Here is a 24,830-nt window from a genome sequence, read left to right as displayed (position 1 = left end):
TTATCATGATAAAATTAAAGCATATCGTAACAATGCTGTGCGTTTTAGGCGCAACAGCTTGTACGGAAAACAACATAGCCTACGATGAGGTGGTGAATGTTCCCGAGGGAGTCTACCTTTCAGGAGGTTCCTCTGAGTTTTCTCTGCCTATTGAAACAGGGCGGCTGACGGCTGGTTCTCATGCCAATATGTTGAGCATTCGGGCCTGGCTGAAGAAAGACGGGCACTTTCAGATATCTTTTGTGGGCGCTGACGGACAGCCAGTAGCCTATGGTAAGGGAGGTGATATAGCGCTTTCCAACGTCAGTGCTAAGGCTTATAGCTTGATAAAAGGCGGTGAAGGTTTCTCTGTTCCAGCCGAAGGGCTTTATCAAATCGTTGTCAACAAACAGCGAAAAGAGTTGACTGTCATTCCGATTCAATTTACGATGCAGGGTGACAATGCGCTTACGGCAGACGGAAGCAATGACGTTGCGCTCAGCAACGTGACTTATGACAAGCTTACACATGTTGTAACCTGGAGCAATGCAGACTCAACCCAACAGCTGTTGCCTGGTAAATATGTATTCAATATGAACGACGGCAAGACACTTTATCTGCGTGATGACGACACGGTAAACGACACATTGTCGGCCGTATTCACGGGTACTGCTGCAGCTGAACGCACCAATCAGCTCAACGATACCTATCAGCCGCTTACTAATCAGTCTGATGTGAAGCTTAAATTCCCTTTGAAGGGACAATATAGTGTGCAGGTGCAATACAGTGTTCTCACAGGGAAGTTTACTGCACGTATGGGCGGAAAGGGCGTTGAAGTGACCGGACTTGCTAATGAACTCTATATGGGTGGTTCTAACTTTGGAGCCTGGAATACGGATAAAGTCGTGAAAATGGCTCCTGTGGGTGCTGTTGGTAATGGCGAATTCTGGCGTTTATGCTATTTGCAGGCCGGTCAAACTGTGGAGTGGTCAACATCAAAAGATGGGGCAAACGCATTCTCTTCATTGCAAACAATGCAGGGTGTTACATTGGATGGAAGTGGAAGAGCCACAGTGAAAACCTCAGGCCTCTATGTGGTCTATGTGAACTTAGACCGAAAGTTGATTTCTTTTGAAACGCCCAAGGTTTATGCTGCGGGAGCTGCGTTGGCTGATAAAGAGGAACCTTTGGCACTCAACGGCACTCACTTGTCAGTAGAAACAACCGAAACAGGCAACCTCAATCTTTTCGCAACCTCAGCGCAGAATGCACGCGATTGGACGACAATGCAGTTTACGGTTCGTAATGGCAAGGAGGTAGTTTATCCAGGGGTGGCGACAAACGAAATTCCTCCATTACCTGTCGCAAAGGGCACTACTGTCACCCTTGATATGGCTGACAATACAGCAGATTTTGGCGGGACTACTCCTGAAAATCTTATTCCCGAAGGTGTCAACCAGCTTTATATGACTGGCGATGACTTTGGGAACTGGGATTGGAATGCTCCCGAAGTAGCATCATTTGAGAATGGTTACGCGGGTGCTTCGCGTTGGTTCTATATCACGTATCTGCGTGGAGGAACGACTTTGGAGTTCTCAACAGAGAAGGCTTTTGGAAAAGGAAACTTTGCAAAGCTAAAGACTGTAACCGACTATAGCGTAGTCAATAATCGCGTTGTTGTGCCCAGTGATGGCATCTATGTCATTTTTGTGGCCTTGGATTCGCGTGAAATAGCTATACAACCATTGAAACTCTCGGGAGATTGTGGTGGCTCGTCTGTTCTGTTTACAGCCAATGCTGACGAACGAACTATGAGCGCAACGCTTGCCAAAGGAGGCAGAATGCGTATCTATCCCGATATACCTGCATTTAAGAAAGCACAGAAGTTTAGCTCGTGGAAGCGTGAAGTCTATGTTGATCCTGTATCCAAAGATTTCCTATATCGCAAAAATGGTGAGGGAGAACCTAATAAGGATTATGTGTGGAAAGCAGGAACAAAGATAACCATAGACTTTGTTTCAAAGAAGGCTACAATCTCAGAGCCTTAAAGGGTGATGTTGAATGGTTTTGCAATCTTTATCAGATTATGCAGTAATTTCTATTAAATTATAAAGCGAGTTCTATCCCATGACTCTACAAGGCTTTTCAGAGCATTCCGTTGTTGGGGTGGAGTCGCTTTATAAACCAAGGTGAGAGACTTATCAGAAAAACTCAAAAAGAAAGACGAATGAAAACGATCTTTATAACTATTTGTATCCTAAGTATAGGGATAATCAATGTAAATGCGCAGGCAGTAGTATCTAATATTCCCTCTTTACCTGGCTGGAGCAGTCTGCCGGGCGATGAGTTCAATGGCACATCTATTGATAAAAAGATTTGGGGACTCTATGGAGATGCTGATAGAAACTATGCCTATGATGCCTATGGCAATAATGAAGATCAAGGTATGGCACAGACTTATCGCGACCAAATGGTGTCGGTAAAGGATGGAATTATGACAATTCGTGCCACACGTGATGCGATAAAGACAGGAATTAAAAAGCCCAAAAATCCGGATGTTAATGAAGATTACAGCGTAATTCCTCGTTATCCGCTGAAGCCAAATCATAATTTTACCACCATAGGTTGGTGGTCCGGATTCTTGTCCAGCAGGGATGTCGAGAAGTATTATCCACTTTATTCGCGTATAGAAATAAAAGCAAAGGTGCCTTATGATTTTGGAACGTGGATGGGATTATGGCTTCGTCACCGCTTGGGTGCCAGTACCTTTGAGATTGACCTGCTTGAATTCTTCGTGAACGATGATAATGCTGATATCGTGAATAATTGGGAGGGACATACTTATAAGTTCAAGAATAAGCGGACTTTACACCAGTCAGTGCATGGGTTAGAGTGGTATCAGGAAAAAGATACCAAGGCTATCAAACTCAAAAACAGTTATAACCATAATCCATTCTCTGAGCGTGTAAGAGAGATTTCGTTTGATCCGGCAGCTGATTTCCATGTCTATGGTGTGCAAATCGATCCTTTGCCAGGCGATTCCTCAGTCCATTTGGCCGTAAGTTTCCTGTTAGACGGAAGAGTAAGATCGGTGTTCTCAACAAAAGATTATATGATTAACGGAACTTCTATTTATAAGTATAATGAGGTTCTGAAAGATAAATATCTTGTAGATGGCGATATTGAGCATGTCTGGGATGTAGCAATCAATGGAGGCATTGGAGGCAAGCCTGATGGCAAGGGAGGTGGAATTTTGTATCCAAATCTTGACCCTAAGTATGGGGGAAATCTCAATAATGTGCCTCACAATTATGAAATGAATGTTGATTGGATGCGTGTTTATAAACGCACGAATAGACCTTTGTGGCTCGGCTCTAAGCCGGTGAGCTGGGATTGGAAAACTAAAGATGTGGAATTGGAAATCCCTGCAGAGCGTTTTGCCGGCCTGAAAGTTGGTGATCAACTCGTGATAGATATTGACACACTTAGTGCTTCTGAATATCGTGTTGCAGGGAAATCTGTACTTGATATCTATGACAAGAACGGAAAATCTATCACAACATTAAAACCAGAACTTACGCGACTCGACGCACAAGTGACTTTCGTTGTGAATACAGATGACCTTTGCAATAAACTAAAAGCCCAGGGTTGTGTGCTGAAAGGCGAGAATATTCGCCTGTTCTCCGTATGCCGTGCGTCTAAAGAAAGTGCCAAATGGGTTGGCTTCAAGCAAATTCAATGGGGCGAAACGCTTATCCCTGCTGAACAATTTAAAGATGTAACAGAAGGCCAGCAATTAGAAATCATGGTAAGGGATGTTGATGCCAAAGCACAGGTTTTCTTACGACAATTCAGACAACCAGAGCAGGGCGAACGCAACAGGCCAGCCCTTTCTGCTGACAAGAAATACGGGCACATCCTGAATTTAACAGCAGGCAGTGATGAAAAAACCTATACTCTTACGCTCAATGCACAAGCAGCCCAGGAGCTAAAGGACTATGGGCTGGCAGTAACGGGTAAGGGATATTATTTGCGAAGCGTGCGTGTTGTTGGTGAGAGAAAAGGTGACACAGCTGTGAAAATGGTAAAAACCACGTCTCAAAAGGACAGCTCCGTTTATGCCATCAATGGTCTCAAGGTGGCTGATCGCTGGCAGGAAAGTGCCCTTCCGCGTGGCGTCTATGTTGTAGGCGGCCGGAAAATAGTAGTGAAATAACAATTTAAAAATGAAAACATCTTCCTATCTTCTTTTCCGATATTCCTGTTTTGTCGTGATATCCCTATTATGGTTTTGCGGTTTAGGATGCAAAGCTTCCGAACGTCATTTGTGGGATGAAGGCTGGAGATTTTCATTGCGTCAAGATGATAAGCCACAGCAATCGGCATTTGACGACAGTGCCTGGCGCTTATTGGATTTACCTCATGACTGGGCTATTGAAGGCGACTTTTATGCTCAAAATCCTTCGGGCGCCAATGGTGGAGCACTGCCAGGTGGTAAAGGGTGGTATCGTAAGCATTTGATTTTGCATGAGAATGATGCTACGTCTCGTTATGTTCTTCATTTCGATGGAGCGTATATGAACACGTCGGTCTTTGTAAATGGCACGCTTGTAGGCACTCGTCCTTATGGGTTTATTAGTTTCAGCTACGACCTTACACCTTATCTTGACAAACAGGGAGATAATGTTATTGCCGTGAAGGTAGACAATTCGCAGCAGCCCAACAGCCGTTGGTATACGGGATGTGGTATCTATCGTCATGTCTATCTGTCAAAATCTACGGACATTCGCGTAGCAGAATGGGGAGTACATGCTATTTCTAAGGTAAAGAAAGGCATTGGTAATCTCACGCTCAACACGCAGATTGAGAACCCAGGTGGCCGCAGTCGTCGGGTAACTGTACGGCAGAAACTGTGGAATAAGGCTCATCAGGTTGTTGCTCAAACCTCTAAGACCTGTAAGGTTGAGGCTCCTGGAACAACAATCAGTCAGCACATGCGGGTTCAGAAACCACAGTTGTGGTCGCTTTCTTCGCCTTATCTCTACACGATTACAACTGAAATCATAGAGAATGGCCGTGTATTGGATTGTGACACCATTACAACTGGTATTCGCACTGTGGCTTTTGATGTTGCGAAAGGGTTCTTTCTGAATGGTGAGAATATTAAGATTAATGGGGTTTGTCTGCATGGTGACCTTGGATGTTTAGGCGCAGCAATCAATGAAGATGCCCTTTATCGTCAGCTTGTGATGATGAAAGAAATGGGTGTTAACGCCATAAGATGTTCCCATAATCCTCCTGCACCCGAATTGTTGAACCTTTGTGACAGCATGGGATTACTCGTTATGGACGAAGCTTTCGATAGTTGGATGCAAGGAAAAACGGCATATGACTATTCAATATATTTCAAAACATGGGCTGAACGCGACCTAAGAGACATGGTGTTACGCGATCGTAACCACCCTTCTATTATCCTTTGGAGCATTGGAAACGAGGTACTTGAACAATGGAATAAAACAAAGAATGCCACCGTTGCATTGGAAAATGTGAATATTCTGCTTAATAACAGTCGGGATAAAGCTACTCTTACACAAGGTGATTCCCTTAATCTGAATGCAAAACTCACCCAAGTCTTGGCTGCTATAGTGCGTCGTTATGACCCAACGAGGCTCATCACGGCAGGATGTAATGAGGTTTCACCCGATAATAATTTGTTTAAGAGTGGGGCTTTAGACGTCATTAGCTTTAACTATCACCAGAAAAAAGTGAAGGATGTGCCTCAGGATTTTCCAGGAAAGTCTTTCATCATGACCGAAACGGTATCTGCTTTGCAGACGCGTGGCTATTATAGAATGCCGAGTGATTCATTATACCGTTGGCCAACTCATAAGCGCCCATTCACTGAACCCTCGTTTATGTGCTCATCATATGATAATTGTTGTGCCTATTGGGGCTCTACTCACGAGCAAACTTGGGACATTGTGAAACATACTCCCTATTGTTCAGGACAATTTATATGGACTGGCTTCGACTATATCGGCGAACCAACACCTTTTAATTTCCCAGCCCGAAGCAGCTATTTTGGGCTGATTGATTTAGCTGGTTTCCCTAAAGATACCTACTACATGTATCAGAGTGAGTGGACAAAGAAGCCTGTGCTGCATGTCTTCCCCCATTGGAACTGGATCGAGGGGCAAACTGTTGACTTGTGGTGTTATTATAATCAAGCCGATGAAGTGGAACTTTTTGTGAATGGAAAGTCACAAGGCGTGCGCCGGAAAAGCAATGAACATGAATATCATGTAGCATGGCGTGTGACGTTTGAACCCGGAGAAGTGCGTGTGGTGGCAAGGAAGAACGGAAAGGTTGTGGCTGAGAAAACACGGCGAACAGCTGGTGCACCGCATCACATTCGGCTGACTCCGAACCGCAAGGTGATAAAAGCCAATGGGCGAAGCCTGTCGTTTGTCACAGTGGAAGTGGTCGATAAAGATGGCAATCTATGCCCATGGGCAGAAAATAATATTCTGTTTTCATTGACTGGAAACGCCAAGATTGCAGGTGTCGACAATGGAAGTCCGTTCTCTCTGGAGCGTTTCCAAACCAATGAACGACGTGCCTTCTTCGGTAAATGTCTGGTTGTTTTGCAGGCAGGAAGAACGCCGTCAACCATTCAGCTTACTGCCAAGAGTGTGGATTTAGCGCCACAGACCATTGAAATTATATCTGAATAAAATAATATTCTCTGAAATATGAAACGAACAATTGTAGCCGTTGCCTGCGCGGTGGGAGGGCTTTTTGTTGGGAATGCACATCATGTAAGTACTCGTCTGCCCCAAAAGCGGGTGCAGAAAGAACTTTGTGCAGCAGATAAAGAAACCCGATTCGTGCGTGATCTCATTAAAAAGATGACGCTTACCGAGAAGATAGGACAGCTCTCTCAATACGTGGGAGGTTCTCTTTTGACCGGACCTCAAAGCGGAGCGCTTTCCGATTCGCTCTTCGTTCGTGGCATGGTGGGATCAATTCTCAATGTGGGTGGTGTTGAGAGTCTGCGGAAACTGCAGGAGAAAAATATGCAATCCTCACGTCTGAAGATACCCGTCCTGTTTGCTTTCGACGTTATCCATGGCTATAAAACGATCTTTCCAACGCCTTTGGCAGAGTCGTGTTCATGGGATTTAGGCCTCATGTTTGAGACTGCCAAGGCTGCAGCCATTGAGGCTTCCGCATCGGGCATTCACTGGACTTTTGCCCCAATGGTCGACATAGCGCGTGACCCACGATGGGGACGAATTGTTGAAGGCGCGGGCGAAGACACCTATTTGGCATGCAAGATAGCTGAAACACGTGTGCGGGGATTCCAATGGAATCTCGGAAAACCTAACTCTGTATATGCCTGTGCCAAGCATTTCGTGGCCTATGGTGCCCCACAAGCTGGACGGGATTATGCTCCGGTAGACCTTTCTTTGTCTACTTTAGCCGAGGTTTATCTGCCTCCTTTCAAGGCTTGTGTTGATGCAGGAGTCCACACCTTCATGTCGGCTTTCAACAGTCTCAATGGTGTTCCTGCAACGGGTAATCGCTGGTTGATGACCGATATCCTGCGCAATCAGTGGAAATTCCATGGCTTTGTGGTAAGTGATTGGAACGCTGTGCAGGAGCTGAAGGCCCATGGTGTGGCAGAAACTGATACTGATGCAGCTCTGATGGCATTTGATGCAGGGGTAGATATGGATATGACAGACGGATTATATAATCGCTGTTTGGAAAAGGCCGTATGTGAAGGGAAACTTGATATGCAGGCCATCGACACTTCGGTAGAGCGCATCTTGCGTGCAAAATACGCTTTGGGACTCTTCGATGACCCTTACCGCTTCCTCGATGTCAAGCGCGAACGCCGTGAAATTCGTTCTGAAGCGGTTACCAAGTTGGCCCGAAAGGCAGCCGCTTCGTCAATGGTTTTACTGAAAAATGATCATGCTACGCTTCCTCTTTCTAAGCATACGAAACGCATTGCACTTATTGGCCCATTGGCAGATAACCGCTCAGAGGTGATGGGGTCATGGAAAGCACGCGGTGAGGAAAGTGATGTTGTGACAGTGCTGGACGGCATTAAAAAGAAGCTTGGCAGCGATGTTGCTGTTACCTACGTTCAGGGTTGTGACTTCCTTGAGCCTTCAACGCGTGAGTTCCCGGCTGCTTTCGAAGCTGCAAAGCAGAGTGATGTGGTGATAGCTGTTGTCGGAGAGAAGGCCTTGATGAGCGGAGAGTCACGCAGTCGCGCCGTCCTTCGCTTGCCAGGACAGCAGGAAGCATTGCTCGACACCCTGCAAAAGGCAGGCAGGCCGCTTGTTGTTGTGCTTATGAATGGCCGTCCCTTATGCCTGCAAAAGGTAGACAGGCAGGCCGATGCATTACTTGAAGCTTGGTTCCCAGGTACACAATGTGGCAATGCTGTAGCCGATATCCTCTTTGGCGACGCTGTTCCCTCGGCTAAGTTGACGACTTCTTTCCCACTCACCGAGGGACAGATACCCAATAATTACAATTATAAGCGCTCGGGACGCCCGGGCGATATGTCTCACAGTTCTACAGTCCGTCATATTGATGTGCCCAACAGGAATCTCTATCCCTTTGGCTATGGCTTGAGCTATACCACGTTCTCGTATGGTGAAATGCAATGTCCAAAGCAGTTTAATGCCGATGGTACACTGCAGGTTTCAGTCGATGTAACCAACACCGGCGGTTACGATGGCGAGGAAATCGTACAGCTTTATGTAGCCGACAAGGTGGCTTCGATGGTCCGTCCCGTAAAGGAATTGAAGGGATTTCAAAAGGTTTTCATTCCGAAGGGACAGACAAAGCGCATTGATTTCACGCTCAATGCTCGTGATTTAGGCTTTTGGAACAACAGCATGCAATACATTGTCGAGCCAGGAACCTTTGAGATTATGGTGGGAACCAATAGTGAAGATTTGCAGAGGAAAGAAACCTTCTGGAAAGGGAAAAAGAACAACGAATAGGACTATAAGGCTTCGGGCTTGGAAAAGATGTTGGAGGGGAATTATAAGAGGTAGCAGGTATATTGCAAGTAACTATTCAGCGACAAAGGATATAAAACAATATTGATAATTAGTTACTTGTAATTACTATACATTCCGATCTGTATATCTTCAGTGGAAAATCCAACAAAACCACTTTTCGATATCAACTTTTTCCTGATACGATATTTTGAAGATAGTACTCAAATTAGATTATAATCCTCTACATATTGTATGACCTCAGTAATATTGTTAACTCCAAGTTTTTTGAATACGTTTGTCCTGTGAGTCTTGATTGTAGCTATCGAAACAGAGAGATACTCTGCGATGTTTGCTATGCTTTTACCATTTGCACTTTGCCCAATAATAACTTTTTCCATATCAGTTAAATATGAATTATTGATTTGCACCCATCTATCGTTTCTCAATTCAAAATGATAGTCAATCCCAGGTAACTTAACCAAGGCGTTCCCTATTTGTTTTCTTGTTGAATACGCTAACATACAAATTCCCAGTGTAATATGTTTGTTACTGTCAATTAAACAAGGAGTCAACGAGGCATGTATCATTTGCTTACATAAAGAGGTATTTATTAAAAAGTCAAAATGCAAGACTGAGGACTCTATACGGACATAGTTTTCTTGTAACGCGAAATACGATTTAAGAATATTGCTCAAATAGCTTAACTGTCTTTCTTCAAGTATATTATCAATTCTTCCTCTGTTATCTCTAATTCCTTTTTGTGGTAGAGTTGAAAAAATAGATGGTGATGTATATAGAAAGGTACATTGACAGAAATCAATCAGAACTATTCTCCCATATCCAAGCCTATCAATAGCTTGGGCACTTTTTATATAAGGAGAATAACCACCCATGGCTTGACTTCGGATACCCTGTGTGTTGTCGTCTGCCTCTTTTAACCCTTTTAAAATATCGGAAAACGTCATTCTATGGAGTTTTTTACGTGCTTACGTCTTTCTATTATCATACAAAAGTATGATTTTATAAGGAAATCTGCAAAAAAACCTCGAAATTATTTGGATTCAACTATATATTTCTCTAAATTTGCCGATAAAAGAATGCAATGCCTGAAGTAGTAAGAAGACGATTAAATGTTACATTAAATGATTGATGTACAGAACATAGAATCACTTCAAATAGAATGGTTTGGTGGTGAACCGTTAATGTACTTAAAACAAATTATAAAGCCAATATGTGAATTCGCACAAAAGGAATGTGAGAAAAAAGGTGTAAAATATTCAACAACAGCAACGTCAAATGGTTACTTCATTTTTCCCAAAAACATTCCATTAATTCAAAGACTTGGCATGACGCGGTTTCATATTACATTAGATGGACCCAAACAGAACCATGATAAAGTAAAATATCAGAAAGGTTGTGACTCTGCATTCGATCATGTTCTAAACAACATCAACCAATTGCTCAGCAATACAAAAACTGTTAATATTCTATTGAGAATTAACTATACTGACGAGAATCTAAATTATGAAATAGTAGATCAAATCAACCATCACATAACAATGGCTAATCGGGGAAGAATAACGATTACCCCCAAAAAAGTATGGCAAGAAAAGGTAAGGAAAGATAGATATAAAGACATCGGAGAACTTCTTAATTTATTTGAACAATCTGGTTATAACACAATACGTCTGGACGTTATTACAAACTTCGTTCCATGTTATGCTAATCGTAAGTATTATAATGCCATTAATTTTAATGGTGATGTTATAAAATGTACGGCATGCAATGATTTGTATGAGAACAAAACTCATGGCATTATTCAAAAAGATGGCTCTATTTCTTGGAATATGGATTTTATCAGAAAGTATGAAGTGAAATCCTTTGAGAATAGACGGTGCTTACAATGCAAACAACTTCCAATTTGTATGGGGGTGTGTCCAAGGGATAATGAATATGTAAATGTGTGTAAATTCGATGGAATGGATATCAATCTGGAAGATTCAATAGTAAATTATATAGAATCAATTTATAAATAATTTTTATTATGGTGGCAAGAACTCTAACAACGTTATGGCTTGCTTTTGTAGTCTCGTTGATAAGTAGCAACGCACAAAATAGGATATATGGTACGGTGTCCGATCAGTCTGGTCGTCCATTAGCTGGCGTTAACTGCGTATTAGCCAACTTATCTGACACGGTAGCCATTGCTCACACGCTGACGGATTCAAAAGGAACCTTCAGCTTGAAAGTAGACGAAGACAGACAATTTTTATTGAAATTCTCTTGCTTAGGATATCAGCCACAACAGCTAACATGCAAGAGTGGCAATGTCGGAGTGGTCAAACTGACTGAAAGCATACTGAACCTTTCAGAGGTCACTGTGTCGGCCCAAGGGCTAAGAAGCTTCGGCAACGCAGACATCATCCTGTTAGACAGGCGTGCCAGACAGATAGGAAACAACGCTTTGGAGGCCATCAGGAGCCTGCCGCAATTCAGACTTTCAACAAACAACGATGAACTGCTGACAGTAGATGGTAAATTTGTATTGGTGCTGATTGATGGCATCAGAAGGTCGGCACGTGAACTGATGTTGCTCAAAGCGGACGAGATAAAGAACATGCACTACTATTCCAATCCACCCGCAAGGTTTGCGCATGAGAATATAGGTGCTGTATTAGATGTAGCGACTAAACGCGCCAACAAAAGGCTCTATTCACTATATCTCGACACCAAAAACGGTATCACCACAGGATATGGTATCAACTTGATTTCCGCCAGTTATAGCGATTCGCTTAACAAGGTGTCTGCAGCATATTTTCTGGACTACAGAAATCTTAATCGGAATACCATGGAAAACCGTTATATCTATCCGGATATGACGAACGATTACAGAGGCTTGTCAGGGAAATACATAGGTGCCTACCACATAGGACAATTATTCTATCAGCGTTTCCAAAACAGCAACCTTTTCAATATCACTTTAGAATATCGTAAGTCTCCGGCTACCCAACAATACAGCCAACAGCTCTTGCGGACGAGTACATTGAAAGATACCAGCCACAGAAGGCTTCAAAGTGACTTTTCATCCATATCGGCCAACATCTACTTCGGACACACCTTCCGCAAAGGCAACAGTCTGTCGGTCAATGTGGTGAACACTTATTTCAAATCAAATTCGAATAATAATCTAACAAACACCTCGGGAACGGGAACGTTTACCAACATCGTCGACAACAAGTCTTACTCGCTAATAGCAGAAGCACTTTATACTGACAAACTGTGGCAGGGAAATATACAGATAGGAGCCTACTATCAATACAAAAACCTGCATCAGACAGACGGGACATCCAATTTGTCGACAGTGAATACGCAAAGGGAATACCTATACGCTGACTACACCAATCAATGGGGGGCATTGTCCTACAACCTGGGAATCGGTGTGGAGAACAACCGATATAGAACTGTGACGAAGGCAATAGTCAACTACTTCTTTATGCGGCCTTCTGTTTCTCTTAATTACCAGCTGCACAAACACAGTTCGCTACGCCTGACCTCGTCCATAGCATCTGCGGTTCCTAACGTCGGTCAGCTCACAGATAGTCGTACCGTCGTGGATGAACGATTCTATCTACAAGGCAACAGCAGTCTGAAGCCCTACCATTTCTACAGCACCGAACTTAGCTTCCAGTATGCGTCGGCCAACAATATTTGGTTTGTCAAACCTTCCGTCAGCCACGCCTACTATCCCAGCAAGAATATGACAGTTGTTTCCGCTGACGGTTCGGACTTCGTGAACCGGATTGTGGGCATCCGCCATGTCAACGAGTATGGCGCATCGCTTGTTCTAAGTTGTAGGCCCTTCTCCTGGCTTACCTTGCAGCCTTACTATAACTATATGTTTTCCAAATACAATACGCCCAATCAGCGTATCAACCACAATCTGAACAATGTCGGAATCTCTTGTCAGGTGGTGGCAGGCAAGTGGCAATTCATTACCAACCACAATCTACCGATGACCACGGTCGACGGTGATATCTTTGAGAGGCTTGGGTATAACGCGAATGCATCTCTTACTTATAAATTAGGTGCAATCACCGTGGGTGCCACGGTCATTTACAGTTCCGATCCTTCCAAGATTTATGCGGACACTCCTTCATTTCATTTCGTGGAGAAAACCCGATGGGGTAATTTCAAGAATCTTGTGGCACTGACTTTTGTCTATTCTTTGAGGAAAGGCAATTCACGGCAGCACATGGACAAGAAAATTAATAATACAGACAACGATTCCGGTCTTACTAAATACAACACCGCAAAATAAATATCCTTTTATTTTTATAGGCAACATGACGCCATGCAATGTGGGGTTGCCTGCATGGCTATGGTTTGTAAGTATTATGGTAGAAAGTGTTCGTTCGAGACTCTATCAAATATCTGTACTATAACCAATGAGGGTGTTTCAATGCAGGCTTTAAAACAATTGGCAGAGGTCTTAGGTTTTGATGTACTATGTGGAAAAGCAAGTTTATACCAAACAAAAGACATAAATTATCCTTGCTTACTCCATTGGAACCAAAATCATTTTGTTGTACTATACAAAGTCAAAAAGAATAGATTTTACATTGCAGACCCTGCAAAAGGACTCGTGAAGTACAACCTTGAGGAATTCAAGAAGCATTGGATTAGTACACAGTCTAACAGTGAAGAGAAGGGGATTGCGATGTTCTTGGAACCCACCCCCGCATTTTACAAAAATCAGATAGAAGATAATATCAAAGAGGAACGTTCGTTCAAGTTCCTCTTTGGCTACATCAAGCAATACCATAAGTACTTCGGGCAGATTGTTTTAGGCTTACTCGTGGGTAGCCTGTTGCAGCTTATTCTGCCCTTTCTCACCCAGGCCATCGTCGATGTGGGCATCAAGAACCAGAACATCGGTTTTATTTGGCTGATACTCTTGGGACAGCTGATGCTCACCATTAGCCGAACTGCCATCGACTTCATCCGCCGCTGGCTACTGCTCCACATCTCGCTGCGCATTAACATCTCATTGGTAAGTGATTTCTTCATCAAGCTCTTAAAGCTGCCGATGTCGTTCTTCGATACCAAGTTGATGGGCGACCTGATGCAGCGCATGAGCGACCACAGCCGTCATTCACGGACAGCTCACACTGGGCATGATGCTTGCCGTGCCAGTACATCATCGGGCAGTTCAATTCACCTGTAGAGCAGTTGATGAGTTTTTTCTATTCAGTGCAGGACGTGAAGATAAGCCTTGAGCGTATCAATGAGATACACCGAATGGACGATGAGAACGGAAAACAAGGACCGGAAACTTCATTGAGAGAAGAAGATAGGGGTATAGACCTTGAAAACATAAACTTCAAATACGATCCACACGCACTGAAAACTATCATTGATGATGTAAGCCTCACTATCCCCAAAGGCAAGGTAACAGCCATCGTAGGCGCATCGGGCAGCGGAAAGACAACGCTCATCAAACTGATGTTAGGCTATTATCCCGTATTGGGCGGACAAATCACCATTGGAGGAACCGATGTAAACACACTCAACAAGAAGTGGTGGCGCAGCCAGTGTGGTGTTGTCATGCAGGACGGTGTAATCTTTTCGGAGTCGATAGCACGTAACATTGCCGTCGATGATAGCGAGATAGACAAACAGCGGTTACAGAAAGCTGCCGAGATAGCCTGTATTCACGATTATGTGATGGGGCTGCCCTTAAAATACAACACAAAGATTAGTCGCGATGGTGTGGGATTGAGCCAAGGGCAGAAACAACGTATATTGATAGCGAGAGCCGTCTATAAGAACCCCGACTATATTTTTCTTGACGAAGCCACCAACTCGCTTGACGCCAACAATGAACGCATGATTGTGGAGCATCTTGATGAGTTCTACAAAGGAAAAACTGTGATCATCGTGGCACACCGATTAAGCACGGTGAAGAATGCCGATCAGATAGTGGTATTGGATAAAGGCAAGGTGGTAGAAACAGGCAACCACGAAGCACTCACGGCAAAGCGGGATGCTTATTATAACCTCGTGAAGAATCAATTGGAATTGGGCAACTAACAGCAGACGATTGTAAGTATAAAATGATCAGCGGAATGACAGGCACTACTTCCATACTTGTAAGCAATGAAAGCGTACTTCAAAGGATTGTCCAGAGAATAACAAATATCATTATAACTTCCTTTCTAACCGTAATAAAGCGGTGAAAGAAGAAAGGAAATCAAATACAATTCATCAATTCTTGGTATTGCTCCTATGATTGAGTTTTCTCCACACTACACCGAAGGACCTCACGAGTTCACTCTCCGTCATAGCTATCTCTCCATGTCCTTTTCGGACAACCTGCATGTTGCTGCCCCAATTCTTGACTATCTATTATCATACAAAAGTATGATTTTATAAGGAAAACTGCAAAGAAAATCTCGAAATTATTTGGATTTAACTATATATTTCTCTAAATTTGCCAATAAAAGAATGCAATGCCTGAAGCAACAAGAAGGCGATTAGTTACATTCAATGAAAAACTAAGAACTTTTTTCAGTTGAGGAATTATCCTTAATGGAGTCGCTTGAAGTCATGGGTGGAGCTTCCGAAATGGCAGCCTCTCAGACAGGATGTTCTAACAATGTTGCAGGATGCGGAGGTGATATTATTATTGTGAAACCTCAACCTCAACCGGGGCCACAACATGCTTAATGAACAGTTCTACATCATTTCAACATATATCTGAAGGTATTTCGTGGTAGATGATAATGAAACTTCAACACTTTAAGAGCTATCTATCATTTCAGAGACCGTTCCACTGTTCCTGTGTGTTCTCCAGCAAAAGAGGTATCAAGGGCTTCTTTTCCAAATATGGTGAGCTTTGCAAGGTGGGATGATTACACTTTTGTGTAATATCTAAGCTTGTAACCCTACAATTACACTTTTGTGTAGTGAAATAATTTGGATAGTTAAATATATTTGCAACAGAAATAATCAAGTCGACAAGATTATAAAACAGACCTAACTGGTTAAAGGAGCAATGCCGGAAGTTGAAAGAAGGCACAAAAGAACAAAAAAATGAAAGAAAAAATTGAGTTCAACGAAATCATTCCTGCTTCAGATGTTCTTACTGATGAACTGGATGGTATCAACGGTGGCAAATCAAGCGAATCTAGTGTTTGCCTGAAAGGATGTATCACAGGCGAAAGAAAGGAGGGGCCTGTAAAGGGTACCTCTAAAGAGGAGCTTAAGCCTTAGTACTTTTAATTTAATTCCAATTGATTGTAGTGGGGAGAACCTGTCTTCCCACTACAATAAAAAAAATAGCAGTATGAAATGGTCAAATTTTAATGTATTATTCTATTCGGAAAAATTGGGTTATTGCTTGTTCAATTCAAGAATGATGTCATTTACAAAACTGAATAAGCAAACCTACGATTTATTTACTTGTCTGCAAGATTCACCGGAACTTGCAGAAAGTAAATTGTGTAAGTCTGATTATCAAAATCTTGTCAAAAAGAAAATACTTGTAAATAACACTGATGATCAGAAATATATAGACATGTTAAAGTACAGAAAGATGGCGCAATCCTATTTGCACGACACCTTAGGTCTTATAGTCTGCCCTACTCTGGCCTGCAACTTTGCATGTCCTTATTGCTACGAACATAATTTGCCCAATCATATTATGTCTGAAGAAGTACAGGAACAACTAATAGACTTCATAAACAGGCAAGATGGTTACAAAAGGTTTAGTCTAAATTGGCATGGCGGAGAACCGCTGGTTGCATTTGACACTATACGACAGATGTATGAGAGAATCAGTAAGAATGTAAAACTACCATTGGTGCGTTCGTCAATGGTCTCAAATGGATATTTACTAACTGAAAATATTTGCAAATTCCTATCAGATGTTAACTTAGATTATCTTCAAATCACAATAGATGGGGCAAAAGAAACCCATAATAAAACGCGTGTTTTGAAAAATGGTAAGTCTTCGTTTGAAAAAATTATTGAAAACATTGACATGGCAACAGAAATCATGCCAAATTGTTGCATCGGAATAAGAACAAATATTGGGAAGAACAATCGAGATGAATATATACAGCTTTACAATGAACTATCCGAGAGATGGAAAGGGAAAAACTGCTATATATACCACACATACATTTTAGACAATGGCTTGGATACGTGCGCAGAGAAGCGTTCTTCATTAGAATTGACAACTGATGAAAAAAATGATTTCGAAGTCCTCCTCGCAAATTCGGGCATTAAGCCCAAGAAATCTCTGTATCCATGCTTAAATAAAAGCTCATATACTTGTACAGACCAAAGTGCATATGTAGTAGACCCACAGGGAGCATTATACAAGTGCTGGGCTGACGTAGGGAAGAGTGACAGAAAAATAGGTAGTTTGAGAAAGGGCATCAGCAATTTCGAGATTACCTCTCAATTTCTAATATCTACGGATAAGTTTGCAGACGAAAAGTGTTTGCATTGCAGTTACTTGCCTGTGTGCGATGGCGGATGTAACCTATACCGTGTAGGTTATATAGAAAAGGGAACGCCATACGATGTGTGTCAGTTGAATGACAAAGGGTTAGTTAAATACTTGGAAACATATTTCGAAACATTATGAAATTATTGATTTTGTCATTTATTATATGGGGTGTATCGCTTTCTGTGAATGGACAGAACATTACCTACGGACGAGTGATTGACGAGCATTCGCAGCCCATGCCGTATGTCAATATCGTTCTCCTTAATCATACCGATTCCACTTTTATTCAGGGTGTCGTGTCGAAAGATGATGGAACATTCATCATTCCGACCAAACATCAAGATGACTTGCTGAGAGTATCGAGTGTGGGTTATGTAAGTCTGTACATTCAGGCACGACAAGGCAACTTAGGAGACATACAGATGCAGAACGACAACCAGATGCTGAGCGAAATCGTAGTAAAAGGTCGCATTCCTTCTTATCGTATGACACCAGAGGGCATTCTGACCAACGTGGAGAACACCGTGTTGAGCAAGCTGGGTACGGGAGAGGACGTTCTGGCCCATGTACCTGGCATTATCAAAAAGCAGGAAGGCTTTGAGGTATTCGGAAAGGGTACACCTCTCATCTACATCAATGGAAAACTGATGCGCGATGCTTCGGAACTCGACCAACTAAAATCGGAGAATATCAAGAGCATAGAGCTTATCACTAACCCCAGTGCCAAGTATGACGCGAGTGTCAAAGCTGTAGTGAAGATTCGAACAAAGAGTGTCAATGGTGAGGGCTTCGGCTTCGATATGCGTTATAGCTACTACCAGTCGGAGAATACCGATCTTGTGGAGCAGTTGAACTGGAACTACCACCACAACCGCCTTGACGTGTTCGGTATGCTCTACTATGGCTTGAACAACGTTCACTACATGAGTAACACCACAACATTAGTTGAGGCAGACACGCTATGGCAACAGAAGTTCTACCAGAATAGCAACTACAAACGCCAGGCACTGACAAGTTCATTTGGCACTAACTATGCGTTAGACGATGATAATTCTATTGGATTCAAATACACCCTCAAAGTACGCCCAGACGCTAAAGCCCGTCCCATCTTATCGAGCGAGATCACTGCTAACGATGAATTGTATGACAGAGTGGAGAATATCGCCAATGATGTCGAAACATATCGCCCCGACCACCTCTTGAATGTATACTACAATGGCAAAATAGGAAAGATCGGTATTGACTTCAATACAGACTATCTGAAGAACCAAAGCAGCAACACCGTTGTCTACAATGAAAGAAGCAACATACAGAGCCGTATCGTCCATGCAAGGAACAAGAAGCGCAACGAGATGTTTGCCTCAAAACTGACGATGGACTGTCCATTGCTGGGTGGTGGGCTGACCTTCGGCGCAGAGTATACCCACACCACTCGTCATGACGACTATATCAACCCAGAACAATACGTTCCAACCTCGTTTGCCAAACTGAAGGAATCACACATAGCCCCATTTGCAGAGTACACCCGACAGATCTCCCGTTTCCAGTTCACCGCAGGACTCCGCTACGAATGGGTGGACTTCGACTACTACGAGAATGGGAAGCACCTCAACCTGCAAAGCCGCTCGTTCGGCAATCTGTTTCCAAGCCTCTCCGTGGGTACACAGATCGGCCAGATGCAGATGCAACTCGGCTACACCGTCAAAACCAACCGCCCGACATACCAGCAGTTGAGCAATAATGTCGTCTATGGCAATCGTTTCTTGTTGCAGTCAGGCAATCCGCGACTTAGCCATGAGTATATCCATGACCTGTCGCTGATGGGAGTTTGGAAGTCCCTGCAACTGACCATTGGCTATAACGATCGACGGGATGCCATCATATATTGGGCTGAGCAGCAGGCGGACAACTCTGCTGTGACACGTATCACACAGATCAACATTCCTACACTGAAAAGTGTCATCGCACAGGTGGCTATTGCTCCGAAGATTGGCATCTGGTCGCCCGAGCTGAACATAGGAATGCAGAAGCAGTGGCTCACGGTCCATACCGCTGTCAGCAATTACCGTCTGAATGCCCCGATTTTCCTGTTCAGTCTCGACAATGCCTTTGATTTCGGTCACGGATGGGTGACATCTGTCGATGCCTATCTCACCACAAAAGGCAACCAAGAGAACGTCTATTCCTCTCGTAGCAATGGTGCCGTCAATGTCAGCCTGACCAAGTCAATGCTCAACGACCGTCTCTCCATCCGCATGCAGGGCAACGACCTTTTTCACACAGAAAAGAATGGAATGCTAATGTATGCAGGGCAGATGCAGAGCGAGCAGACGAGTTGGTCAGACAGCCGCGAAATTGTACTGACCCTTCGCTATAAGTTCAATATATCCCGAAGCAAGTATAAGGGCACTGGTGCTGGAAACGCAGAAAAGAACCGATTATAAAAAATACAAGATAGGATTTAAACCGTATAGACAGACTCCATGAATTGTGGAGTTGCATGCCTGCAAACGAGCGCATGATTGTGGAGCATCTTGATGAGTTCTACAAAGGAAAAACTGTGATTATCGTGGCATACCGATTAAGCACGGTGAAGAATGCTGATCAGATAGTGGTATTGGATAAAAGCAAAGTGGTAGAAACAGGCAACCACGAAGCACTCACGGCAAAGCGGGGTGCTTATTATAACCTCGTAAAGAATCAATTGGAATTGGGCAACTAACAGCAGACGATTGCAAGTATAAAATGATCAGCGGAATGACAGGCACTGCTTCCATACTTGTAAACAATGAAAGCGTACTTCAAAGGATTTAACAAATATCATATAACTTCCTTTTTAACCGTAATAAAGCGGTGAAAGAAGAAAGGAAATCAATACAATTCATCAGTTCTTGGTATTGCTCCTATGATTAAGTTTCCTCCACACTACACCGGAGAACCTCACGAGTTCACTCTCCGTCATGGCTATCTCTCCATATCCTTTTCGGACAACCTGCATGTTGCTGCCCCAATCAAAATAGCTGCGATGATTTGCAGAAGAAAGAAACCTTCTGGAAAGGGGGAAAAGGACAACGAATAGGACATGATAATCTTCAATCAGATACAAAGAAAACGGCAAGCACCTTTATGTAAAACATGCTTGCCGTTAAAGCACCACTTTTATTCAAAGTAATGGAAGAACACAGGATTGCCCGTTGTGTTCAAAGAGCAAACGGATTTTCCCGTCTCTGGGTTGTAAGTGAAGAAGCCGATCTCTTTCTCACCATATATGCTGAATACAATCTGCTTGCCGTATGCGCCAATAAACGTGCTAATGCTACCCTCGGCCAATGGAATGTTGGCAATACGTTTGATGGTACGTTTGTTCAAATCCATTTCCACAGCCATACAGTTTCGGGCGGTATAGGGGTTGTTGCCGCTAAGTTCGGAAATGCAAACGAATGCAGCAACGCGCCCCTGCCCGATATACCTGCAGTTGTAGATGGAAACAGGTTTGTAACTTGTCCCCTCGATAGTTGTCTGTGAGATATCCCATGACCTTGACGTGTCAAACTCGTCTTTGCCAAATGGGATACATACAAATCCGCTCTTATCCATGCCTGGGACATAGCCGAAATAGCCAGAGCAAGCTATCCACAAGTCGTGGCTTTCGTCCTCAAAAATCATGTTCGTAGCATAGGGGCGTGTCGGGAAACTAAGCCCGGTTGTTGTTTCAGAAATAACTTTATCCACCTTGTCGGTCTTGATATCTATGATGGCTACATCCACTTGCTGATATTCAGGATAGGGTAATTCTTGTGTACTGATTTGGTCGAAAGGCAGATACAGCTTGTCTCCACGTACGAAGCCTTGTGCTGGATCTGGACTCATGTCGGCATGGGCATACTTGGCAAGGCTTATCTCGCTGGTTTTCTGCATCGTCTGCGGATTGACAATCCACACCGTCCCTACGTTGTAAAGCGGCACGTAGGCCTTGGTATCGCTCACCTTCACGAGGCTGTAAACAGAAGCTTGCGCAGGAATATTCAAGCGGCCCGAGAGTGTGAGACCTGTCTGTGCATTGTAGACGTACTTCTGTACGGCATGCACTCCATTTTTGCTATAGGGAGGGAAGACGTAGACCTCATTCCCATACACGCACATGGGGCATGCAAATCCCAATTGGGTAGCCTTTGAGTTGTCGGCACTTCCAGAGAACTCTTTCAACAACTGCATATAGGACGCACCATCGTTCCCCGCAGGGTTTTTTACCGTTGTTTCAATTAGGAACTTCCCTACGTTTGTCTCGGGCTGCGGGGTCGGAGTCTCATTGTCGCTTCCACAACTTGAAAGCATTGCCACGACGAGTAAAGCCGCAGTCATCATCATCTTGATTTTCATTGTCTTGAAATTTTATGTTGAAATTAGTAAATATCCAATCGTACCACCCGTTGGTTGAGCCGTCTGTAACAATAAGGTATCTTATAGAGTATTCGGAGTAACCAGGGATAACGCCCACGGTCATAGTCGCTCATGAAATACTCACGCGTGAGGTGCAAGCGATTGTTCCACTTCTCCATATCCTCAGCGTACAGCACAGACCACAGAAACTCCGCCTTATGATTTGTCTTGCCCACTGCTTCATGTTGCTTGGCGTGCTTCAAGGCAACAAATACCAGAATATCCATCAGCACGGTCGCCTTGTCAAATCGCTTGCACAGCTCATTCATCAATTCTTTCACCTTGTCTTCCTCAAAATACATCAACACACCCTCAATGATGATAAGCACGGGACGACCGTCTTTCTTAATGATATCAATCCATTGGTAGTCGAAGAGCGACATGGCAATACAGGTGTTGTTTTCCGTTTCAGGAATAAGTTTGCGCCTAATGGTGATGACTTCTTCCAAATCGAGGTCGTACCAATGCCCCACAGACGGACAACCAAGACGTTGGTAACGGGCATCAATGCCTGCGCCAAGCTGGATGACAGTTCCATCGGGATGCTCACTGAGAAAGCGTTGCGTCTCGTCGTCTATCAGTTTAGCACGTATACAAACGCCGACTTGTGACATTTTTGCCGCTTTGAACTTGGAGAAATCATAGTCTATCTGCTTAATCATCTGTGCTGCATAGAGATCTTGCAGCAGCGCATCAGGACGGTGTGCCTCTTGCGCTTTCGCCCAGAGCGTTATCAGCATTGTCTCTGGAATGCTTGTAAGTTGTTCTGTTTTCATTCTCTTATTATTTTAATACATATCTCAGTTTTATACCGAAACTCCTGCCAGGTAGCGGACAGTTGAATTCCGTCATGGTCTTAGCATCAGTCAGGTTCTTAACCTTACCCGACACAAACAGCCTTTGTCCAAGAAAACTATGCTCAAATCCCAGGTCGATGGTTGTGCTCTGTGGAATACGTCGTTGGCTGGAAGCGGTCATCTCAAAGTCGTAGAGATACTCTTCTATAAATGAAACATCGCAGAAAATCCGTGTATTCTGTCCTTTTCCTCCGAACAGGTTTTCCTTATGATATTCCAAACCGGCATTCCCCAACAGGTAGGGAATGTTTGGCATTCGTTTCCCCTTTGTGGGATTGGGCACATTGCTGTTCTCTGCTGTCTTGCGCTCATCCCGCAAATCCTGCCAGGTGGCATTCATATAGCCATACAAGAAAGGCAATATGTCCGCCTTGGCATCCCATTCCACACCTATGGTGCGCATACATCCGAAATTCTGATACTGGCCTCCCAAGATACCACTCATAAAGCGTATCATGTCCCGCATGTAAGTGTAGAATCCGTTGATTTCCACTTGCAAATTGGAGCGGTTATGTCCCATAAGGTCATACAGCACTCCAAGGTTGACGCTGGTGCTGCGCTCTGGCAGGAGTGATGTGGCTGGCGAAACAGAATAGCCGTCGCCAAGCAATTCCGTCTCGGTCGGGATACGCACGTCGTAACCTGCCGATAACTTTCCCATCAGCACTGGGAGAAAACGGTAACGCAGGGCATTGTTCACTCCAAAATTGCTTTTGGTTAAGTGTATGTCCCTCACGTCGCTACCAAAGACATCTGTCTTGCGGGTGGAGGTGGAGTAATGGTAGAACCGTGTGGTAAACGAGTTTAATAGTTTGTCGTCCTTGGTACGGAAATCATACGTTAGCCCCCCTACCCAACTACGAGTACGCGAGTCGAACTGTGTTTTCCTACCAATACTGAGCATTCTCAGGTTGTCTTTGGGATAACCGTTCACGATGGTAAGGTAGGAATTGAAATTGAGGGAATGCTGCAAGGCAACGAGCCATGTCAGATTGAGTTTGTTCGTAACAACCATCTTCTTGTCTTTGGAGTTGGAGGCAAATTTATTCAGTTCACCGCCATATATTGATGTGGTGGGGTATGCATTCCCTGCCCAGTCATGCCATGTTTTGGCAGTATCTATCAATTGGTAGATGGCGTATGATGCCGATGTTGACATATCGAAGTCGAGCCCCTCCACAAGAAAGTCGTGTTTCTTTAGGTTATTGGTAACAGAGAAAACTCTCGACTTTACCAAGGCGGAGCGTATGTCGCTCGTAATGCCTTGTATCTGGCGGTAAGTATCAATAAACGATGGTTCGAGTTCCACCTTGTCAAACCACCATTTAGTGGCTTTTAGCGAACCACCAGCCAGAGTCTTATGGTATCGGTCATGGTCGCGGCGAACAACAAGTCCTTCCATGTCGGGTATCTCCATATTGTAGTTGTTGTCGGAGTAGGTATAGGAGCCGCCCAGTCCGAATACGATGCCTGCATTCTTCAGATTGCGCTTGGCCACAGCCTGTGCCTTGTGCGTGTTAAACGATTCGATGGCATAACTGACGTCTGCATAGTGGTTAGGATATTCGCGCAAAACGATATTGACAGCACCACCCAAAGCCGAACCGCCAAACTTTGCCGGGACTACCCCCTTATAAATCTCAATGCGCTCTATCATGTCAATGGGTATGTCGTTAAGATCCATATAGTCGGAGTTGTCCGACATGGGTCGCTCATCAATAAAAAAGCCGATGCGCTTTCCCTCCAATCCGCGAACGGATATTCTGGAAGCACCGCCCACACCACCAACCGATCGTATCGTTACACCGGCTGTCTTGGCAAGCACGTCCTCTATGCCGTTCACCGTACCTCGCAGTTGGTTCATGGAGATGACCGTAATGGGCATGGCCTGTTCTCGAAGAATGCGTGCCTTTGTTTTCCCGCTTATCACAACCTCCTGTATTTGGTGGACAATGCTGTCCTCCCGTACAACCATGGGATTTACATGCTGTGCTTGTGAATTTATTGTTACAA

13 protein-coding genes and 4 pseudogenes are annotated in these 24,830 nt (G+C 43.9%); 12 read left to right on the top strand and 5 right to left on the bottom strand.

The window, feature by feature from the left end:
• The first annotated feature begins 5 nt into the window (after positions 1-5).
• From PREMU_RS11655 to bglX, 4 genes are all read left to right on the top strand, one after another.
• A complete protein-coding gene (locus tag PREMU_RS11655; RefSeq protein WP_007575569.1) occupies positions 6-2,027 on the top strand; it encodes a cadherin repeat domain-containing protein in 2,022 nt (673 codons plus the stop codon).
• Positions 2,028-2,206: 179 nt separating this feature from the next.
• Positions 2,207-4,195, top strand: a complete 1,989-nt coding sequence (locus PREMU_RS11650) for a glycoside hydrolase family 16 protein (RefSeq protein ID WP_007575567.1) — start codon at positions 2,207-2,209, stop codon at positions 4,193-4,195.
• 10 nt (positions 4,196-4,205) lie between these two features.
• On the top strand, positions 4,206-6,713 hold the full coding sequence (locus PREMU_RS11645) for a glycoside hydrolase family 2 TIM barrel-domain containing protein (protein WP_007575565.1): 2,508 nt from the start codon (positions 4,206-4,208) through the stop codon (positions 6,711-6,713).
• 18 nt (positions 6,714-6,731) lie between these two features.
• Entirely contained in the window at positions 6,732-9,005 is a 2,274-nt protein-coding gene (bglX, locus tag PREMU_RS11640; RefSeq protein ID WP_007575563.1) for a beta-glucosidase BglX, read from the top strand.
• A gap of 221 nt (positions 9,006-9,226) precedes the next feature.
• On the opposite strand, the gene PREMU_RS15760 is transcribed toward bglX, so the two are convergent.
• Positions 9,227-9,970, bottom strand: coding sequence for a response regulator transcription factor (locus PREMU_RS15760; RefSeq protein WP_007575561.1), 744 nt, complete (start codon positions 9,968-9,970; stop codon positions 9,227-9,229).
• A gap of 177 nt (positions 9,971-10,147) precedes the next feature.
• On the opposite strand from PREMU_RS15760, the gene PREMU_RS11625 reads away from it, so the two are divergent.
• The 8 genes and pseudogenes from PREMU_RS11625 to PREMU_RS15755 all read left to right on the top strand — a co-directional run.
• Positions 10,148-11,041: an SPASM domain-containing protein gene (locus tag PREMU_RS11625; protein WP_007575559.1), complete on the top strand. Its 894-nt coding sequence runs from the start codon at positions 10,148-10,150 to the stop codon at positions 11,039-11,041.
• Between the two features lie 8 nt (positions 11,042-11,049).
• A complete protein-coding gene (locus tag PREMU_RS11620) occupies positions 11,050-13,323 on the top strand; it encodes a TonB-dependent receptor (protein ID WP_007575557.1) in 2,274 nt (757 codons plus the stop codon).
• Between the two features lie 33 nt (positions 13,324-13,356).
• Positions 13,357-15,095 (top strand): annotated as a pseudogene (locus tag PREMU_RS11615) (peptidase domain-containing ABC transporter).
• Positions 15,096-16,097: 1,002 nt separating this feature from the next.
• The gene (locus PREMU_RS11610) at positions 16,098-16,277 is read left to right on the top strand and encodes a hypothetical protein (protein ID WP_007575551.1); all 180 of its coding nucleotides are present in this window, start codon (positions 16,098-16,100) and stop codon (positions 16,275-16,277) included.
• Between the two features lie 73 nt (positions 16,278-16,350).
• A complete protein-coding gene (locus tag PREMU_RS11605; RefSeq protein WP_007575549.1) occupies positions 16,351-17,658 on the top strand; it encodes a radical SAM/SPASM domain-containing protein in 1,308 nt (435 codons plus the stop codon).
• Positions 17,655-19,964 (top strand): outer membrane beta-barrel family protein, encoded by a 2,310-nt coding sequence (locus tag PREMU_RS11600; protein WP_007575547.1) that lies wholly within the window; start codon positions 17,655-17,657, stop codon positions 19,962-19,964. Before PREMU_RS11605 ends, PREMU_RS11600 begins: the two co-directional genes overlap by 4 nt.
• 65 nt (positions 19,965-20,029) lie before the next feature.
• Positions 20,030-20,242 (top strand): annotated as a pseudogene (locus tag PREMU_RS11595) (peptidase domain-containing ABC transporter); the annotation flags it as partial.
• 2 nt (positions 20,243-20,244) lie between these two features.
• Positions 20,245-20,334, top strand: a pseudogene (locus PREMU_RS15755) (HlyD family secretion protein); the annotation flags it as partial.
• 79 nt (positions 20,335-20,413) lie between these two features.
• Here the strand turns inward: PREMU_RS15755 and PREMU_RS14670 are convergent.
• The 4 genes and pseudogenes from PREMU_RS14670 to PREMU_RS11580 all read right to left on the bottom strand — a co-directional run.
• A pseudogene (locus tag PREMU_RS14670) lies at positions 20,414-20,617 on the bottom strand (hypothetical protein); the annotation flags it as partial.
• Between the two features lie 62 nt (positions 20,618-20,679).
• Positions 20,680-21,900 carry a YncE family protein gene (locus PREMU_RS11590; RefSeq protein ID WP_007575546.1) on the bottom strand — a complete coding sequence of 407 codons (1,221 nt, stop codon included), beginning with the start codon at positions 21,898-21,900 and terminating at the stop codon, positions 20,680-20,682.
• 23 nt (positions 21,901-21,923) lie between these two features.
• Complete coding sequence (locus tag PREMU_RS11585) at positions 21,924-22,736, bottom strand: class I SAM-dependent methyltransferase (RefSeq protein ID WP_007575544.1); 813 nt, start codon at positions 22,734-22,736, stop codon at positions 21,924-21,926.
• 7 nt (positions 22,737-22,743) lie between these two features.
• On the bottom strand, positions 22,744-24,792 hold the full coding sequence (locus tag PREMU_RS11580; protein ID WP_040558368.1) for a TonB-dependent receptor: 2,049 nt from the start codon (positions 24,790-24,792) through the stop codon (positions 22,744-22,746).
• Positions 24,793-24,830 lie beyond the last annotated feature (38 nt).

The sequence above is a fragment of the Hallella multisaccharivorax DSM 17128 genome, assembly GCF_000218235.1.
In the GTDB taxonomy this organism is placed as follows: Bacteria; Bacteroidota; Bacteroidia; order Bacteroidales; family Bacteroidaceae; genus Prevotella; species Prevotella multisaccharivorax.
This window is presented reverse-complemented; position numbering and strand designations above follow the sequence as displayed.

Bases quoted from the DNA above. Each gene is read 5' to 3' on its own strand.
- PREMU_RS11600 (WP_007575547.1), top strand. From the start codon at position 17,655: ATGAAATTATTGATTTTGTCATTTATTATATGGGGTGTATCGCTTTCT.
- PREMU_RS11605 (WP_007575549.1), top strand. From the start codon at position 16,351: ATGAAATGGTCAAATTTTAATGTATTATTCTATTCGGAAAAATTGGGT.
- PREMU_RS15760 (WP_007575561.1), bottom strand. From the start codon at position 9,970: ATGACGTTTTCCGATATTTTAAAAGGGTTAAAAGAGGCAGACGACAAC.
- PREMU_RS11655 (WP_007575569.1), top strand. From the start codon at position 6: ATGATAAAATTAAAGCATATCGTAACAATGCTGTGCGTTTTAGGCGCA.
- PREMU_RS11620 (WP_007575557.1), top strand. From the start codon at position 11,050: ATGGTGGCAAGAACTCTAACAACGTTATGGCTTGCTTTTGTAGTCTCG.
- PREMU_RS11585 (WP_007575544.1), bottom strand. From the start codon at position 22,736: ATGAAAACAGAACAACTTACAAGCATTCCAGAGACAATGCTGATAACG.
- PREMU_RS11610 (WP_007575551.1), top strand. From the start codon at position 16,098: ATGAAAGAAAAAATTGAGTTCAACGAAATCATTCCTGCTTCAGATGTT.
- PREMU_RS11590 (WP_007575546.1), bottom strand. From the start codon at position 21,900: ATGAAAATCAAGATGATGATGACTGCGGCTTTACTCGTCGTGGCAATG.
- PREMU_RS11580 (WP_040558368.1), bottom strand. From the start codon at position 24,792: ATGGTTGTACGGGAGGACAGCATTGTCCACCAAATACAGGAGGTTGTG.
- PREMU_RS11645 (WP_007575565.1), top strand. From the start codon at position 4,206: ATGAAAACATCTTCCTATCTTCTTTTCCGATATTCCTGTTTTGTCGTG.
- PREMU_RS11625 (WP_007575559.1), top strand. From the start codon at position 10,148: ATGATTGATGTACAGAACATAGAATCACTTCAAATAGAATGGTTTGGT.
- PREMU_RS11650 (WP_007575567.1), top strand. From the start codon at position 2,207: ATGAAAACGATCTTTATAACTATTTGTATCCTAAGTATAGGGATAATC.
- bglX (WP_007575563.1), top strand. From the start codon at position 6,732: ATGAAACGAACAATTGTAGCCGTTGCCTGCGCGGTGGGAGGGCTTTTT.